The organism is Methanosarcina sp. KYL-1, assembly GCF_024372725.1.
Classification (GTDB): domain Archaea; phylum Halobacteriota; class Methanosarcinia; order Methanosarcinales; family Methanosarcinaceae; genus Methanosarcina.
Genome location: NZ_VOUA01000019.1, coordinates 1 through 17413, shown reverse-complemented (window position 1 = coordinate 17413; position 17413 = coordinate 1). Strand labels below are relative to the sequence as shown.

The 17413-nt window shown below is 44.0% G+C and carries 17 protein-coding genes; 5 read left to right on the top strand and 12 right to left on the bottom strand.

What is annotated here, in order from left to right; all coding sequences use genetic code 11:
- Window positions 1–541 precede the first annotated feature (541 nt).
- From FTO70_RS12490 to FTO70_RS12460, 7 genes are all read right to left on the bottom strand, one after another.
- Entirely contained in the window at window positions 542–982 is a 441-nt protein-coding gene (locus FTO70_RS12490) for a tetratricopeptide repeat protein (RefSeq protein WP_255336085.1), read from the bottom strand.
- A gap of 670 nt (window positions 983–1652) precedes the next feature.
- Complete coding sequence (locus FTO70_RS12485) at window positions 1653–1850, bottom strand: CxxC-x17-CxxC domain-containing protein (RefSeq protein ID WP_255336084.1); 198 nt, start codon at window positions 1848–1850, stop codon at window positions 1653–1655.
- A gap of 520 nt (window positions 1851–2370) precedes the next feature.
- Complete coding sequence (locus FTO70_RS12480) at window positions 2371–2583, bottom strand: CxxC-x17-CxxC domain-containing protein (protein WP_255336083.1); 213 nt, start codon at window positions 2581–2583, stop codon at window positions 2371–2373.
- Window positions 2584–3090: 507 nt separating this feature from the next.
- Window positions 3091–3420 carry a translation initiation factor eIF-1A gene (gene eif1A, locus FTO70_RS12475; protein WP_255336082.1) on the bottom strand — a complete coding sequence of 110 codons (330 nt, stop codon included), beginning with the start codon at window positions 3418–3420 and terminating at the stop codon, window positions 3091–3093.
- Window positions 3421–3632: 212 nt separating this feature from the next.
- Complete coding sequence (locus FTO70_RS12470) at window positions 3633–3845, bottom strand: CxxC-x17-CxxC domain-containing protein (protein ID WP_255336081.1); 213 nt, start codon at window positions 3843–3845, stop codon at window positions 3633–3635.
- A gap of 569 nt (window positions 3846–4414) precedes the next feature.
- Window positions 4415–4744 carry a translation initiation factor eIF-1A gene (eif1A, locus tag FTO70_RS12465; RefSeq protein ID WP_255336133.1) on the bottom strand — a complete coding sequence of 110 codons (330 nt, stop codon included), beginning with the start codon at window positions 4742–4744 and terminating at the stop codon, window positions 4415–4417.
- A gap of 335 nt (window positions 4745–5079) precedes the next feature.
- Entirely contained in the window at window positions 5080–5292 is a 213-nt protein-coding gene (locus FTO70_RS12460; protein WP_255336080.1) for a CxxC-x17-CxxC domain-containing protein, read from the bottom strand.
- 452 nt (window positions 5293–5744) lie between these two features.
- On the opposite strand from FTO70_RS12460, the gene FTO70_RS12455 reads away from it, so the two are divergent.
- The gene (locus FTO70_RS12455) at window positions 5745–6308 is read left to right on the top strand and encodes a tetrahydromethanopterin S-methyltransferase subunit A (protein ID WP_369694370.1); all 564 of its coding nucleotides are present in this window, start codon (window positions 5745–5747) and stop codon (window positions 6306–6308) included.
- Window positions 6309–6526: 218 nt separating this feature from the next.
- Here FTO70_RS12455 and FTO70_RS12450 read toward each other — a convergent pair whose 3' ends face one another.
- The 4 genes from FTO70_RS12450 to FTO70_RS12435 all read right to left on the bottom strand — a co-directional run bounded on the left by FTO70_RS12450 (window position 6527) and on the right by FTO70_RS12435 (window position 9531).
- A complete protein-coding gene (locus FTO70_RS12450; protein ID WP_255336079.1) occupies window positions 6527–7012 on the bottom strand; it encodes a hypothetical protein in 486 nt (161 codons plus the stop codon).
- Between the two features lie 335 nt (window positions 7013–7347).
- Complete coding sequence (locus FTO70_RS12445) at window positions 7348–8019, bottom strand: class I SAM-dependent methyltransferase (protein ID WP_255336078.1); 672 nt, start codon at window positions 8017–8019, stop codon at window positions 7348–7350.
- Between the two features lie 472 nt (window positions 8020–8491).
- On the bottom strand, window positions 8492–8806 hold the full coding sequence (locus FTO70_RS12440) for a hypothetical protein (RefSeq protein WP_255336077.1): 315 nt from the start codon (window positions 8804–8806) through the stop codon (window positions 8492–8494).
- Window positions 8807–9363: 557 nt separating this feature from the next.
- On the bottom strand, window positions 9364–9531 hold the full coding sequence (locus FTO70_RS12435; RefSeq protein WP_255336076.1) for a hypothetical protein: 168 nt from the start codon (window positions 9529–9531) through the stop codon (window positions 9364–9366).
- A 197-nt stretch (window positions 9532–9728) separates the two neighbouring features.
- Here FTO70_RS12435 and FTO70_RS12430 point away from each other — a divergent pair, with 197 nt between their 5' ends.
- The gene (locus FTO70_RS12430) at window positions 9729–11168 is read left to right on the top strand and encodes a DUF1254 domain-containing protein (protein ID WP_255336131.1); all 1440 of its coding nucleotides are present in this window, start codon (window positions 9729–9731) and stop codon (window positions 11166–11168) included.
- Between the two features lie 313 nt (window positions 11169–11481).
- Here the strand turns inward: FTO70_RS12430 and FTO70_RS12425 are convergent, their stop codons facing one another.
- Window positions 11482–11679 carry a YwbE family protein gene (locus FTO70_RS12425; RefSeq protein ID WP_255336075.1) on the bottom strand — a complete coding sequence of 66 codons (198 nt, stop codon included), beginning with the start codon at window positions 11677–11679 and terminating at the stop codon, window positions 11482–11484.
- Window positions 11680–11936: 257 nt separating this feature from the next.
- Between FTO70_RS12425 and FTO70_RS12420 the strand changes: the two genes are divergently transcribed.
- The 3 genes from FTO70_RS12420 to FTO70_RS12410 form a co-directional block, all read left to right on the top strand.
- A complete protein-coding gene (locus tag FTO70_RS12420; protein ID WP_255336074.1) occupies window positions 11937–13211 on the top strand; it encodes an acyltransferase in 1275 nt (424 codons plus the stop codon).
- A 200-nt stretch (window positions 13212–13411) separates the two neighbouring features.
- A complete protein-coding gene (locus tag FTO70_RS12415) occupies window positions 13412–15721 on the top strand; it encodes an amino acid permease (RefSeq protein ID WP_255336073.1) in 2310 nt (769 codons plus the stop codon).
- 418 nt (window positions 15722–16139) lie between these two features.
- Window positions 16140–17413 (top strand): hypothetical protein (locus FTO70_RS12410; RefSeq protein WP_255336072.1); only part of this gene is annotated, 1274 nt, incomplete at its 3' end.

Below are 17413 nucleotides of genomic sequence, written 5' to 3'. Positions count from 1 at the left end.
GGCACTTCTTGGAATCGGTCTTACCACGTACTTCAAAGCCGAGGCTGAAACATTCGCCTTTAAGCTCGTCTACAGGCGTATAAAATCTGCAATCTTGGCATGTAGGCATTCGGATTACTACCTCCAGATACATGAAGGCCATCTGGTTTTAACCACCGGATGTGTTTGCCTGGATACGACCTCTAAAGCAGGGTGCTGCTTTCTCCCTAAAGAGAGTCCCGAGGGTGTATCCTGTAAATAATATGCATCTGTGGATAAAATGTTTTTGGTAGACTAGCGGCCAGGTTCCGGAAGCAGGCTGCCGGTTTAGGAGCAAGAAAATGAAAAAATTAAGTTTGGTGCAGGCTGTCCTGTTGTCAGTCCCGCCGGCGGCCCCGCAGGCTGGCAGCAGCATTCCGTATTCACCTGACGGAAGCATGAATTTTCGTTTGCCTACAGCCCTGCGGCAGCCCGGACAGCCAAACCTCAAAAGATGTGCAGGATTTAAAAAGAACTTGCTGAACTAAAGAGGTTCAGCAAAAAAGTTCATTGCGAGAAAAGTTCACTGCGAGACGTCATTCCGGTTCAGCTCCGGTTTTAACTTCAGGGCCCTGTTCCGGGCTTCAACAGCATCATCGACCTTCCCGACGGAAGCAAGTGCAGCACTTTTGTTATACCAGGCTTCGGCAAAGTCAGGCTTTAATCTTATAGCCTGGTCATAAGCCTTTATTGCCTCTTCTTTTTTTCCGATCTGGAAAAGTAAATCCCCTTTGTCGCACCAGCCTGCATAGTCCTTTGGCGTCAGGGCAACCAGATTATTAATTGCCTCCTTTTCCCGGGCTGAACTTTGAAACATCATGAACCCGCCAAGAAGAATGAATCCAACCGAAGCAAGCGGCCATGCCTCACCAAAGATATCAACGATAACGAACTGGAATCCGAAAAGTGGCAGAACAAAAGAGAAAATACCTACACCAACAAGTGTTTTACCCAAACTTCCCATAAGAAATCACCCCTGTATTAGAAAAATAACATTGTTTCCCCTGTAAAGATTTGATTAACCCCGATGAAAGATTATAGTAAATTAGCCGATACTGTAAAAATAAAATCAGGCCAAAGAATGTTCACTGCCTCCATTCTAACCGCACATGCTTCAACAACACATACTTCAACAGCACATCTACAACCCCCATCATATTCTGATAAATTCAGATTAACCGGAAACAGAATAATAATAAGTGATGATCATATTTATACATTTCAATTGATCGAATACATTACTAAATGATAAATAAATCTTGCCAAAAGATATTAAAGTGAAAAAATAAAAAGTTATAACTCCGAATAAAAAAGAATGTAACTGTGCAGGAAGGCAAAAAATAAGGAAGATAGAAAAGACAGGACACCGAACTCAAGGAAATATTGACTCGAATCCTCAAATTACCATCATAGATACTCCCCGATATAACACACAGAGTAACATGAAATCACGCAGAAATAAGTAAACGTAGAAACAGACGAAAAACAAAGAAACAAACAAAGAAACAAACAAAAAAAATAAATAAAGGGAAAAATTGGGAAAATGGAAAATTAGAAGTCCGCTTGAGCGAGCGCAACGAGTGAAAAGGACAGCGTACTGTTACAATTAGCAACTCTGCTGGCTCAATCAGGAATTAGTAGCGGTTTTCTCTGGGTTTCCTGTGGTTCGGGAGGCAGTCTCTGCAGTAAACAGGTCTGTCCGGATCCGGCTTGAAAGGCACTTCGGTTTCTGCACCGCAGTCTGAACAGGTTGCTTTGTGCATTTCCTTAGGACCTCCGAAACCTCCTCTGGGACTGTTTCCTCTGAAGTTGTTTCTGTCGTTAAAGGCCATTTTCTTTTCACCTCCGCTTAAGCGGATAGTCATTAGCTTAAAAATAAGATTGTATAGAAGCCTTTGATTAAAAACAGAAATTAGTTTTTAATAACAGACCATACGTCTCTTTATTTTTAGTATGCGTAGTACACAACCAAATTATATAAATATATCCCATAAAATTCCCGAAAACCGGACAAAAACATACTTTTTTGAAATCTCCAGCATGCAAATGCTGCCCTCAAACCCCCGCATTGATGAAAATATGCCCTGCCCTCATCAATATGTACCCCCGTCCTTTCACCATCGGCAATACCAGGCCCGCATCATGCCGCAGGTTCACTCCCAGAGCCCGGGAAGATTGGACCATCAAAAAACGCAAGGAACAAACAGAGAGAACAAACAGAGAGAACAAACAGAGAGAACAAACAGAGAGAACAAACAGAGAGAACAAACAGAGAGAACAAAAGAAAAAGAGAAAGGTGAATTAAGCGTTAATGTAAACTCAATTACATGTAACACTTAATACCGATTATCTTTAGAATTTCCTGTGGTTAGGAAGGCAATCCCTGCAGTATACCGGGCGTCCTTCGGTTGGCTTGAACGGTACCTCGGTTTCAACACCGCAGTCCGAACAGGTCACTTTGGTCATTTCCCTTGGTCCGGTGTTGCCACGGAAACCTCCGCTTCCTCCGCGGGAGTTGTTGCCTCTGAAGTTGTTACTGTTACCTCTTCTGTCATTAAAAGCCATTTTCGTTTCACCTCCGCTTCAGCGGATAGTCAATAGCTTAAAAATAAGATATTATATAATTTATATATTAAAAACAAAAATGAGTTTTTAATAACAGATTATATGTCTCATTATTTTTAATGCTGATACCAGACGCTAATACAATATAAAGGTATCCCACAAAAAATGAAAACGAAGAGAAGTAGAGGGGAAGCACAGGGAAAATGAAATAGGGGAGAAACTGAAGAATGGAGAAACTGAAGAATGGAGAAACTGAAGAATGGAGAAACTGAAGAATGGAGAAACTGAAGAATGGAGAAACTGAAGAATGGAGAAACTGAAGAATGGAGAAACTGAAGAATGGAGAAACTGGAAATATGAAGCGTTTTTCCACTTATTATGATCGTGCTTAAAAAGGCCTTCAGTTTGCTCAATTAGATGGATTTTGCGGTTATGAAGCTAAAAGGGGATGAAGGTTATAACCGAATTAAGGGTTAAAACCATATTTTTATCTGAACCCTGCAATTATTATTTCAGATAACCTTTTCTTTCAAGCCATTCGATCTGGGGCCTTGTGTATTTCCAGATTACGTCGGCTTTGGAGTCCTGAATTTCCCAGGGGGTAGCGATGACGATGTCACCTTCGCGGATCCACATCTTCTTATTTTTGGAGCCTGGTATGCGGCCCATGCGGACAATCCCGTCCATGCACTGAAGTGTGACCCTTTTTGACCCAAGTAAACTCGATACCGTTGCCAGGACTTCGTTTCTGTCTCTGCGGGGAGTGCGCACCCTTGTTACTTCCGGATTATCCGGTGCATTTGATGAACTGGTTGATCCTGCTCTCTTCTTTCTCAAATTGCTTCTGTAATTAGCCAGGTTAATTCCTCGTTGATTGGTTCTTTTCGTCCGATTATTGTGTATAATGCTTGATTCGATATACAAAGAAAGAGATAAATTTTTTTTTGCTGTCCGGAGTTCAGCGAACCTCGACCCGAAAAACAAGCAAAAAAAAATCAAATGGAAAAAATTAATTAAGTGTTGATGTAAACTCAATTACAATTTAACACTTAATAGCGGTTATCCCTGGGCTTCCTGTGGTTTGGAAGGCAGTCCCTGCAGTAGACAGGTCTGTCCGGGTCCGGCTTGAAAGGCACTTCAGTCTCAACCCCACAGTCAGAACAAGTAGCTTTGTGCATTTCTCTTGGGGCTCTGTCGTTTCCTCCAAAAGACCTGCGGTTGTTATTCCCCTGATAAGAATTTCCTCTGTCATAAAAACCCATTTTCATTTCACCTCCGCTTCAGCGGATAATCATTTGCCTAAAAATAAGATTCTATATAATTTATTATTTAAAAACAAAAATGTAGTTTTTAATAACAGATTATATATCTCATTATTTTTGCTACCGATAAATCCCCTTAAAACTATTTAAACATTATCCATGAAGACGGGGAAAAATATGAAGTATTCACAGTCAGGAGGCTCTGTGTACATGGAAAGAAATTGGCAAAAAATAACGGCCCGACCACTTAATGAATCGGAACATGGAACCTTACAGGACAACTTAAAGGACAGGCTTCACGAAAAATCTTCACCCGAATATTCATAAAAATTTTTAGTCATTTTAAGGACAATTTCCAGTATAATCGGCTTTGTATTGATCCGGAACTGTCGGGATACAAAGAATCTATTGAAATTTGCAAATAATGAGATTCAACGATATGTACCATAAAAGGGTAAAAGAAGTGGAAAGCCTCAATATTATTGCTTTACAGACCTTTTTGCAGGCCCACTGAAGGCTTATTGAAGGCCACTGAAAGCCACTGGAGGCCCTTTTGAAGGCCTTATTAATTACTTAAGGTAGCCTTTTCTTTCGAGCCATTCGATCTGGGGCCTTGTGTATTTCCAGATTACGTCGGCTTTGGTGTCCTGGATTTCCCAGGGAGTGGCGATTACGATGTCGCCTTCACGGATCCACATCTTCTTGTTGTTTGAACCGGGAATTCGGCCCATTCGGACAATCCCGTCCATGCATTGCAGCGTGACCCTTTTTGACCCGAGTAAGCTCGATACCGTTGCAAGGACCTCATTTCTTTCCCTGCGGGGGGTTCGGACCCTTGTCGCTTCGGGGATTTCCGCTGAGTTTGCTGATTTGGTTGATCCTGCTCTTTTCTTTCTCAGATTGCTTCTGTAATTAGCCAGGTTAATACCTCGGTTACGGTTCAATTAATATATATTTATCAGGCAGTCTAATGTCAAAAATCAATTTTATTTTTTGGAACCTGTTCCCCACTTTAAAACCAGTTCCACGTTTTGAATGATGCAAAATTCAATATAATAAATAAGGTTACAATAATTTATAGTTTTATTCTATTTTTAGACATTGTATAAAACAAAAGAGTTCACAGAAAAAGGAAATGAAAACCAGACAAAGAATTAAGAAGGAAAATAAATAAGTGTAAGTGGAAAACCTTTTTCCGAAGGTTTCCAGTAAAAACACTTAAAATTGAGAAGCCTTAGAATTTCCTGTGGCTGGGCAGGCAGTCCCTGCAGTACACCGGACGACCTTCGGTTGGCTTGAAGGGGACCTGAGTCTCCACTCCGCAGTCAGAACAGATGACGTTGTGCATTTCCCTCGGTCCTCTGTTATCATTGCCCCGGAAATTCCTACGGTTGTTGTTATTGTTATTGTTTCCCCGGAAGTTGTTTCCTCTGTCATTAAAACCCATTTCTGTTCACCTCCGCTCTGCGGATACGGATACCATAAAAATAAGCTCGGATATAATTCGTTATTTAAAAACAAAAATGGAGTTTTTAATAACTGATTATACGTCACATTATTTTTACTCTTTCATAATACTACGGTCAATATATATGAAACTAATCCAAAATGTCCAAAAATACAGCATAAACCCCGATTATCCCTTAAAAATACGAATAAGCTACTAATAGAGCTTTAAATATGAAAAAGAGAAAAAAAGCTTTTTCATCAAAAATTAATAAAAAATCCGAAAACCTTCTGCCGGGTATAAAGTGATACATGAAGAAAAATAAGAAGGAAAATAAGAAGGAAAATAAGAAGGAAAATAAGAAGGAAAATAAGAGGGAAAATAAGAAGGAAAATAAGAAAAAAATAAGAAGAAAAGCATGAAGTGAGATATAAAGGAAGAAAAGAAGAGAGATGCAGAGTGAGACAATGGAATGGCCTGTAACTTCCGGTGATTATATGATAGGAGACCCGAGTTCTCCTGTAGCTGTTGTGACCCTCACGTCTGACTACAGGGCCTGGGACCTCAAAAACTATGCTATATGTGGGACCTGTTTTACGGAAAATTTCGGGATTGAAAAAGTAATAGTAAATGTGCTTTCGAACCCGAAGATCAGTTTTCTGATCGTCTGCGGGAGAGAGAGCGAGCATTTTGCCGGACAGTCGCTGCTGGCACTTGCAGAAAATGGAGTTTCGACGTTTGGCGGGTCAAGAAAGATTGTCGGATCAGAAGCTGTAATCCCTTACCTGAACGAAATCCCGTCGACTGCAATCTCCCGTTTCCTTCGGGAAATCAAGGTCATCGATCTTGTGGGAACCACAGACCCGGGTACAATCCAGAAAGCGATAGATTCCTGCAGCGGGAATGAAAGAGGTGAAACCCCGGAACTCTCCATGCCCGAAATTGATGATAACAGCTGGAAAAAGTACGAAAAACTGGTAACCCAGAACGTAATGTCCAGGATAAAGAAAGGATGAGAAAGAGTGAAAACCGGGTCTATCAAAAACTCAAGAACAGTAAAAACAGACAGTAAAAAGCTAATGATGAGGACAGGCAACTGATTGATCTTGTAAAAAGCCTGTTCTTCCAGTCTTGCACATTTGGCAAACAGGACTAGCTTATTATATTCAGGAGCTGCCCTCACGACCAGCCTTCCATCTATTTCCAGGCAAAATTTACGTCATTACTTTTGTAATTAAACCTGATTGGCACAATCTCCGTCACAGTCTCTGGTACGGATCTGTGTAGGTTTTTGATCCAGGGTCTGGTCTTTGCCCTGAGTCTGGTCTTGCGTCCGGTCTCCTTCGCAGTCGCAGCCACAGTCGCAGTCGCATTCTCCGGTACGATCCTGCATCTGGTCTGCAGCAAGGCTTACTTCAGAGTCTTCCGGGTCACAGTCACATGTGCGGGTCCTTACCTGCAAGCAGTCGCCAACACCGTTAGAGCCAGAAAACATATTGCTGTCTTCGGTGCAGTTCCTGACACAGATAGTATTACATTCACCACAACATTCTCCAGAGCGGGATTCATTCATCTCTGCTACAGCAGAGGCTCCAAAAGGAAGCAACGTAAACAACATAAGGACAGCAGAAACCGATGCCACAACCTTTACTATTGATTTCCCATTCAGGTTCATTTTTTCCACCTTTTTTCCTTTTTTAATTTCCGTTTTCAGTTCCATTTTTTAATTTCCATTTTTTATCAATTACATATGAGCAGGGCAGTAAGCCGTGATCAAAACCCCCTAGGAAAAGAGAAAATATAAATATACTTTTTTAAACCGTGCTGGACAAAAATATGAAAAATGATTTTAAAACTTTGTAATACTTCATATTTCGTGATAAAAGATTAAGAAAACTTTAAATTAAAAATTAGTAGGCATTAGCTGTTTAGGACGTATAATATGCGATAATCAGGCACGAATACTGCATATATATTTTAATTTATGATAAAGATACATTATTACAAGGATAAGAAAAAAGCCGTAAACAGGACGCTGCACTGAGGGAAGGTTGATCAAACTTTTTTAGCAAGAATTACAAACCCGTTCACCCTGTTCCCCGTCCGGGTGCTGAACTCCTCAACCTTAAAGTAGTCGAGTTCAAACCCGTTTTCAACTAAAAGAAACACAAGTTCCTTTTCAGAAAAATGGTGTGCAGTGAACTCGACTTCCCCTGTATCCGGGTTCCTGGCAAGGAAAGAGCCCTCTTCTTTCGTGACTGGAAAGTCCTTCAGGTAGCGTTCCCTGTAAAGTTCGATGTGCCAGTTCTGCCCGAATTCCGCAAGATAAAGCCATCCTCCGGGCTTTAAGATGCGGCAGGCTTCCCGCATGACACGGCGTCTCTTTTCATTTCCCACAATAGTGGTCAAAAACGCCTGCATGATCGCTGCGTCAAACTCCCCTTCCGGAAACGGCAGTTCGGATGCATCCCCTACCCTGAACCCCGGTCTCCCAGCCGGATTCAGGCTTTTTGCAGCATCCTCAGCGATTTCAATGCCTTCCTCGTTCAGGTCGACTCCTGTAACGGCATAACCCCGGGAAGCAAGCTGGAAACTGATTTTCCCAAAACCGCAGCCGATGTCCAGGACTCGGCAGCCGCTTTCAAGGTAATCGTAGAGTATCGGGTATAGTTCAAGACTGGAGGGGATATTTTTCCCGGCAATTTCTTTCCAGGCAGACTCAGACATCAAGACGATAAAACTTCCGGAAATAAATAACGTTTTCGATGATAAAGGTTCGATGAGAAAGGTTCGATGAGAAAGGATCGATGAGAAAGGTTCGATGAAGAGGAGTTAATTGGAAAAACCAGTGTAACCGGAATAGTTTCTTCCCGACCGTTCTTTTTTCCCGCTCGCAAAGCGAAGCGGCTTTTCCCGTGTTATGAAGGAATTTATTTTCCGGCAATTCTTACCCGGTGCAGTCCCGACATTCGAGACCGATAATCTTTCGGTAAAGAAGCTTTTTCGAGGAAAAAGGGTTGGGGAAAAAGGAAGAATAAATAAAAAATAAGGGGTTCAATCAGCCGGCAGATTTGGTGCATTCCAGGGGCTTAAAGGAAAGACCTTCCCTGAACCTGAAATTCTGAGGCTCTGCAGCAAAACACCGGAAGCTGAATCCTTTTGATATCCCGGGGAGATAGTGTTTCAGTTAACTCCTGATTTACTCAATCCCTTTGTGTTCCCTGATACGGTCCGGTGTCCCATCGCAGTCATCGGGGGTCTGGTCATGGGTCCTGTCCTGATCCTTATCCTGCTGGTAAATGCCGCTTTGAAGGATTACGGGATCTGCAGTTTCGGTGAGAGTGCAGCTTCCGTCTTTGAGACGGTCCCTGTCCTGGTCCTCCAGGCCTTTTCCGTCACCGGGTCCGTTTGGCCCGGGTCCTGCAAGAGCCCCCGAAGGGAGCAGGGCAAACAGCATCAAAACAACAGAAATTGATGCCACAAGCTTTGCGAGTGACCTTCCATTTAGAATCATTTTTTCCTCCTGTTTTTTCCTGTTTTATCCCGTTTTTTTCTTACCGTAAGGCACGGAGTAAATTCCATACCTCAACCTCATTTGAATGCATTGGAATATAAATATACGCAGATATATAAAAATAAATGAAAGTGTTAAAATTCCATAAAGCGTTATTGAACCCTTCAATTCCTGTTTGGGAATTAAAAGATGTTTTAATAAAAAAATAATGTGTGAAAAATGAATATATCAATTTTTTAAAGGTATTCAGGCCTGAAATCGCATTTATTTTTTTATCCTGATCTGAATACGGAAATCAGGAGATTTTCAAAGAAATTATCCGGAACTGTGCCCATTAAAGGCTCTAAAAACCTTTAGAGCTTAACAGGAGCAAATTTCTTTATTTTTCATTCCCAAATCTGCCCATCCGGGACGCCTTACGGGATGGAGGATGGTTTATAGCGGCAGATAAAACGAAAAAGAGCCACCTGACAAAAAAACACAGTACTGCGGCTGCGCAACTCCTGCCATAAAAGGCCCTAAAGACCTGAAAGGCAGACAGCACACAATGAGGACAATCAATGACTTGCAGCGCGGCCAGCGGTGATTTGAGCAGCAGATATCAGGAACCGGGAAAAACAGAGTAGCTGGAGTACCCAGAAGAAACAAAGTACCCGGAAGAACGGATAATAGTTTAAGTTTAACCTTTCTTTTTCCCTTTCTTTTTCCCTCTCCTTTTTTCCCACTTTTTCTCCTCTCCTTTTTCCTGCTAACAGAGCGAAGCAGCTTTTCCGGGGATGGAGAAAAGAAGATCCTCTCGACACTAAACGGAATCTACTTCAGAATAGTGATTTATAAAAATGGGAATATAGTATTATTAAGTAACACGATCTGAATATGGGGTTCAGATCGCTAATAAATGGGAGGTATTTTTTTGGGAAGTATGATTGCACAGAAGTTCAGAGAAGTATCGGGCAGTGCGCCCGAAGCAAGCAGCACAACGGGAGCTGCGGAAATCGCTGAAGAGGCTTATCTTTACGGCCTGCAGCAGGTAATTTTCTATGAGACGCGCTATAACTACACCCAGGCAGAGGATAGCAACGTCCATGTGGGGGTTAACCGCTACTATTTAGTCAACGAGGGAAAGCCGATTACACCCGATTTCAAGGCTGTCGTAACGCCGAATGCCACAACACTCTACGCTACGGCCTTCCTCGACCTGCAGGAGGAGCCTTTGGTCATGGAAGTGCCCGGAATTACGGACCGCTATTTCAGCCTGCAGCTCATGGACCAGTACGGAATTTACTTCCTGTACGCAGGCAACCAGTTCAACGGCACCCGGGCAAGGACTTATCTCATCGTACCGGAGTTATGGGGCGGGAAAATCCCGGCTGATTTTACCACGACGGAAGTGATTCATGCACCCAGCAGGATGGCTTTTGCCAACATCCGGATTGCGCTGATGGAGGGAAGCGAAGAGGAAGTGCACCATATCAATAACTTGCAGGACCAGTGCACCATCACGCCTCTTAGCAAATGGGTTGAAAACGGGCACAGAGGAGTTCTCCTGAAGGACCAGGAGCTCGTACCCGGCAAGTACAGGACCTTCCCCCGCATGGCCGAACTTACTACCAGGCAGGTTGACCGGCAGACTGCAGAGGACTTTTTTACCTTCCTGAACCTGGTGCTCAACGACCCCAGCATGCCGTTAATGAAGGACTCCGAAAAAGAATCCGACATGCTCTGCCGCCTGGCAAAGGTCGGAATAGGGCCCGGCAAGAACTTCCAGTGGTCCAAACTGGACAGGGATATTCGGGATGGATTGACCGAGGGTTTCATAAGCGGCTACAAAAGGTTAAAGAAAGCGACACAGGAAAGCCTTATCCCCATGAACGGCTGGATGGTTCTTAATGCCGAGGGAGGCTTTGGCACCGAGTACCTTATGCGGGCGGTTATGGCCGATGCGGGATGGGGAGGCCCCGATTCCAACGTTTCGCACGTCGGAGCGTTCCTGTTCTTAGATTCCGACGGCAATGCCCTGGAAGGGAAATACAGGTATACCCTCACCTTCGACATGGACGACCTCCCCCCTGTGACCGAGTTCTGGTCCGTCCCTATCTACGATGCCAGCGGCTACTTTGTTGCCAATGAACTCAACCGCTACACAATCAGCAGTTTCATGGTGGACCGGGGAGACCTCCACGTCGAAGACGGAAAGCTCACCATCTACGTCCAGCACGAAAAACCCACGGAACCTGCCCAACTTCAGAACTGGCTTCCGGCACCAGAAAGGGGTTTCCGCTTCACGGCAAGGTTCTACGGGCCGAAGATGCCCCTGGTTGACGGGTCGTATAATATGCCGCGGCCGGTGCGGAAGAAATGAATTGATTCTGCCAGTATGTGAATTAACAGAAGATTGAAAAACGGGGCTGAAAGCCCCTTAACTTCTTTTTTGGCATGAAAGCCAGAGTTACTTGAATAGTTTCATCCCGGTCGTTCTTGTCCCGCTCGCGAAGCGAAGCGGCTTTTCCTGTTTAAAAAGAAGAAGCTAAAGAAGAAGAAAAAAGAACAAAAAACCGCAGGGTATTGAAAAATGATGATAAAGCAAGCTGGCTGCAGGAAAGAGTCCGGAAAATGGAATATGAAGGTTGAAAGAGAGGTTAAAAGGGGGGTTGAAAAGGGGCTGATTTCACTTCTCAGGAATAGATTTCCTTAACCCTTCCTACCTGGCCGTCTTCTAACTGGACCTTTATCCCGTGCGGATGAGTTGAAGAATTGGTCAGGATTCTCTTTACAACACCCTGGGTTATTTTCCCGGTCCTCTGGTCCTGCTTTAAAACAATCCCTACTTTTAATCCGGGTTTGATGTTAGATCTGGTAGTGCCTGCGTTCATGGGTGGAAGGTAAGTCTGGGATTATATAAGCATGTACGTTTGAAGAAAATTAAATTGAGAAAATTTCATGATATTTTCCAAAACCGAAGAAGAAACAGAAAAAAATAAAAGGGCTCAAGATTTTTGTTTAGTTAGAAGATACAAAGGTGCCCGCAAGCAAGATCCACTCAAACAGGGATTGAAACAGAAAATTGCGGGGCGACGGACAGTTTAAATAAAGAATAAAAAACGAATAAAACACTCTTTGAGCGATAAAAATGACCGGGAAGATCACCTATCTTGATGGGCTGCGCGGTGTAGCTGCGATTAATGTTATGATAATGCATTTCTTTGTCGCATTAGCCCCGGCGGTGATCTATGGGGATAAGTTGCCATCGCATCTTGGAAACCTTGACCTTGTTTTTTCGAGCACACCCCTGGGACTAATCGGCGCCGGGGACTTTTCAGTGTGTATCTTCTTCGTCCTGAGCGGCTACGTATTGACCCAGAAATATTTTAAAACGAGGGACAAAAACATAATTATAAGCAGCGCAGTGCGCCGCTATATAAGGTTGTTTGTTCCGGTATTCGCAGCAGTAATGTTGTCGTACTTATTGGCATCAGCCGGATTATACCGGTATTATATTGAAACCATGACGATTTCCGCAGGTAGCAATTACCGCGACTACTGGACCTTTACGCCGGATATCGTCGACGCGCTTAAACAGGCGGTGTGGGGCTCTTTTTTTGTAGGGGGCAAGACCGTTTACAACCCGGTTTTATGGACGATGAATATAGAATTTTTCGGGTCGATGCTCGTTTTCGCAATGGCACTACTGTTCGGACCTCTGCGCAACCGCTGGACGTTCTACTTTGCCGCAGCCGTGCTTTTCCTCAACTCTTACTATCTGGCTTTTGTAATAGGAATGGTGCTCGCCGACACGTTCAACACCAGGAAGCCGGTATTTGAAACAGGTAATAAAACAACATTATCTAAAACAGGTAATAAAATAACATTATCTAATATCGTATTATCTATTATACTGATTTTGGGGCTGTTTCTCGGGTCGTACCCTACAAGCCCTGTGACAGGCGATTCATTATACGGGTTTCTCAATAACGGCTTCTTCCATACACCAAAGATAAGCTATCATGTTATAGGCGCCGGCATGATAATGTATGTCTTATTGAACAGCCAGTTGTTGCAAAAAGTTTTTTCTTCCCCCGTGCCGTTGTTCCTCGGAAAAATATCATACTCTCTGTACCTGATACATTTCCTGGTGATAAGCAGTTTCACCTGTGCATTGTTCCTCGTCCTGTACCCGGTATTACCATATGGAACGGCTGTTTTAATTTCATGCCTCTCGTCGTTATTATTAATAATACCACTGAGTTATCTGTTTTATAGGTACATCGACATGGCGGGCGTAAAATTGTCAAAGAATTTTTATAACTGGCTGGCCAATTCCTGCAAACCCGACGGTTCCGGACACATAAAGCAGGAACATCTGTCAAGCACTATTTTTACAATATATAATAAAATATTCAAATAATTTAAAGTATATAATAAAATGCTCCAATAATTTAAAATGGGTATTATATAATAAAGCATAATAAAATAGTACGGATTGAAACTTTTATTGCTTGCCCGGCTGTCCGGAGGGGGGATATATTCTCAAGGTTGCCGGAATAAGACCAGCGTGAAGGTTTATACAGGCTATAGGCCCGGTTTTACCGGTCCGAAAGTCCTGAAGTGGGGGGAATAGAGACGGCAACGGTTGAAACGACTGAGAGGCTCGGGCGCAGCCTGGGCTTTTTCTCGACTTTCACCATAGGGACCGGGACGATGATCGGGGCCGGGATCTTTATCCTTCCGGGGCTAGCCCTGGCAAATGCCGGTCCGGCATCGATAATCTCCTTTCTGCTGGGCGGGCTCATTTCAATAGCCACAGCCATCAGCATGGCAGAGCTGGCAACAGGCATGCCCCTGGCAGGGGGCAGCTATTACTACATCAGCAGGACAATGGGGGCTGCATTCGGCGCGGTGATCGGGCTTGGCTCCTGGCTGGCCCTGATATTCAAGGGCACGTTTGCCCTGATAGGGCTTGCACAGTATTTCCAGCTTTTTTATCCCCTGCCCCTCTATTTCGTAGCAGCTGCCACGGGATTGCTCCTTCTGGCAATCAACTACCGGGGGGCAAAAAGCAGCGGTTCGCTGCAGAACGTTATTGTGGTCCTTTTAATGGCAATACTGCTTTTGTTCATAGCCGGGGTATCTTTCAGTATCGAGCCTGCTAACTTTTCCCCTGTAGCACCCTATGGCGCGGTATCGGTGATTACCACAACAGGAATTATTTTCATATCCTACCTGGGACTGGCCGAACTGGCCGCAGTTTCAGAGGAAGTTAAAAACCCGACAAAGAACCTTCCGAGGGCGTTCATTGCTTCGGCAGTCGTGGTTACCCTATTCTATGTCGGCATAATGACAGCAGTCGTAGGGTTCTCAGGCCCCGGAGGAGCAGCAATGGGGGCAGAGGGAGCAGCAGCAGGGGTCGCAACTTCAGTCACCCCCCTGGCAGATATGGCAGATCTTATGGCAGGAGAATACGGGAAAATAGCTATTGCCCTTGGTGCCCTGCTTGCAACGCTTTCCACAGCCAACGGCGCCATACTCTCGTCTTCCAGGTTTCCTTTTGCCATGAGCAGGGACGCCCTGATGCCGGAATGGTTTGTCCTGGTCCATGAAAAATACGGGACTCCCCATAACGCGATCCTGGTCACGGGAACCGTAATGGTCGTGCTCCTCTTCCTCTTCGATATAGAGGAACTGGCAAGGCTTGGCGGCGCTTTTAACATTTTGATATTTATCCTGCTGAACATGGCAGTAATAATCCTCAGAAATCGGACCTTGCCCGGATACGAACCTGCATTCCGGGACCCTTTCTTCCCTTTCACCCAGGTCACCGGGATTGCCGGGAGCATAATATTGCTGCCGCTCCTGGGGTTTTTGCCTTTCCTTTTCATCCTGGCGCTGGTATCCGTCGGAGCCGTCTGGTACCGCTTCTACGGAAGGGGCAGAGCCATGCCGGAATATAACATATTTGACCTGCTGGAAGACACCGTAGAAAAAGCACACATAAAACCCGATTCCGTGGCCAAAGTCCTGGTGCCCATTTCCAACCCCGCCCATGAACGTGACCTTTTGAAGCTTGCCGACTGCCTGGGAAGCGACATAATCTGCCTCCATGTAATTGAAGTCCCGGACCAGACAGACCTGAAGCTAGCCCAGGAAGCCTACCATGAAAAAGAGACCGAGCCGGACATCCGCTTCAAAGAAAAGTTTGACCGCTACCCTGCAAGAATCGGGCATAAAAGGGAGTACATCGTCGCCTTTGACCACAACATCCCGAATTCCATCATAGAACAGGCTGAAATCGAAAAAGCAGATATGATTATCCTGGGCTGGCACGAAACAAAGGGGTTCCAGTACTACCTGGGAGAAGTCATAAACGGGGTTCTTTCGACATCCAAAAAACAGATCGCCTTATTAAAAGGACACCTCCCGGAAAAAATAGAGAAAATCCTCGTAGCCTATAACGGAAAAGAAAATTCCAACCACGCCCTTTACCTGGCAAAAAAAATGGCCGCAAACACCGGGGCTTCAATAGAAATACTCAGAATCATAAGCCCGGATGAGACCCCGGAAGAGAAAAAAGAAGTCTCCGAAAAACTTGAAGACCTGGTCAAAAGCATACCCCGGGTCCCCGTCACTTTCAAACTCCTTGAAAGATACTCTATAGAAGACGCCATCCTCGAAGCCTCAAACCACAGCGACCTGACAATCATCGGCGACTCCAGCCAGAGGTTCAAGGTTTCCCTGCTCGGCACCCTGTCCCAGAGAGTTGCCATACATGCCAGAAAGCCGGTAATGGTAGTCAAGAAGTCAAAGCCGATTTCGAAGGAGAGCCTGAATTACCTGATGAAAAAATATGCCAGGAAAATGTATGCGAAGTTCGGGGGAGGGAAAGAGAAAGGGAAGGAAAAAGGCAAGCAGGCGGGGTGAGAAAGACGGGTTCCTTTCTTAGTCTTCTGTCCTGTTTTAAAAAGACCCTTAATTTCAGTCAGGGTTTGAGGTTTAGAGGGTTGTTAGAGGAAAAAGGGTAACCGTAATAGTTAATTTCTGTCGTTCTTGTCCGCTCGCGAAGCCGAGCGGCTTTTCCAGTGAAAAATATCTTTTTTTTAATTTATTAAAACTTAATTTTTATTTTTTTCTAGATTTCCATGAAATATACAAAGTGATTTTACAAAGTCTAGTTGATAATTTTTATACTAAAACTTATCTATTATATATAGAGTGTGGAATTTTTTCTCACAACTTAATCTGTTAGTTAATTAGAAACTCGCCCTAATGTTCCTGTTTCTTTATAAAATCAAAGAAAAATGAAAAGCCCGTTCTTTAGAGAAAAAATTGGTGTTATAACATGAAATTACTCAGGATGATTGTAGTTTTACTGAATATAGTTCTTATTGTATCATCTGGAGCTGCATTTGCATCTCCAAACAGCCTTGATGGCGACACAACATGCAAAAGTAATGAAAACGCAGCTCTATATAGTGTTTATTCCCCAAATATGCTGGGAACTGAAACTTATTCACTAACCAGCACATTGGAGCATACACTGCCTAAGGGACCGCTCAGTTACTACGTAATGGGCGTCGCATATAACCCGAATACCGACACTTACTGGCAAATCGATGGAGGTTATAGTACTTCATATATTTATGAACAAATATCGGACGGCACGGTAATAACAGAAGGTAGAGTGCCGCTGGACGGAAGAGCTATTGTATACAGGCCTCAGGATGGAAATATATATATCCGAAGTTACTCCGGCGGCTTATACAGGTTGAACCTGCCTTTTGACGGCAGTGTTACCCTGGTCCATGAAAACATTTTTCATAACGAACAGAGTGGAATTGCCTTTGCCAACGGGGGTAACATATTCGAAGTATATAATGGAGTGGTCTATGAATATGACTTCAATACGGGTTCTTTATTGAGGTCGTTTAACCTGGATCCCGCATACCCGTCAGAAAACGCCTATCCATACAACTGCCAGATAGCAAGTGATGGCACCTATTTATTTTTCCTTTCCAGTCCTGACGATGTTTACAGATATGATATCAACGGCAGCTTTTATTGTACGCACGAACTCGACCATCCGTCATTTGAAAGCTTTAGTGCTCCTTTCAGTTTAAGTTATACAAACAACAGGATATATGTTCTGGACAACTATGAAGACCTGATATACGGATACCGGTTCCCGCCAGCGATAATACATTCTCCACAAGCAGTAACAAATGACAGTACTCCATTGTTAAATGCAACTTATTTCCGGACTGCTTCTCTGGCATGGTATGCGATTGACGGGAATAACGGGACCAATCAAACTAACACAGATCACCTGAATGTCACATTGCCTCAAATTGCTGACGGCTCTCATACTGTAACCGTTTATGCAAAGGATTCAGAAGGAAATATCAATGAAGCGACTCAGGACTTCCTTGTGGACACAATTGCACCGGCGATAGCCTTTGATCCCGTGCCCTCCCCGGCCAATGCAATCTTCCTGATCAACGGGACTTTTGTTGAAGAAGGGGCAGGCATTGCTTCAGTAATTGTTAATGGTGTCTCTGCGGCAGTAAACGATGAGGAGAATTCTTATTCTGCAACTAACTTGCCTCTGGTGGAGGG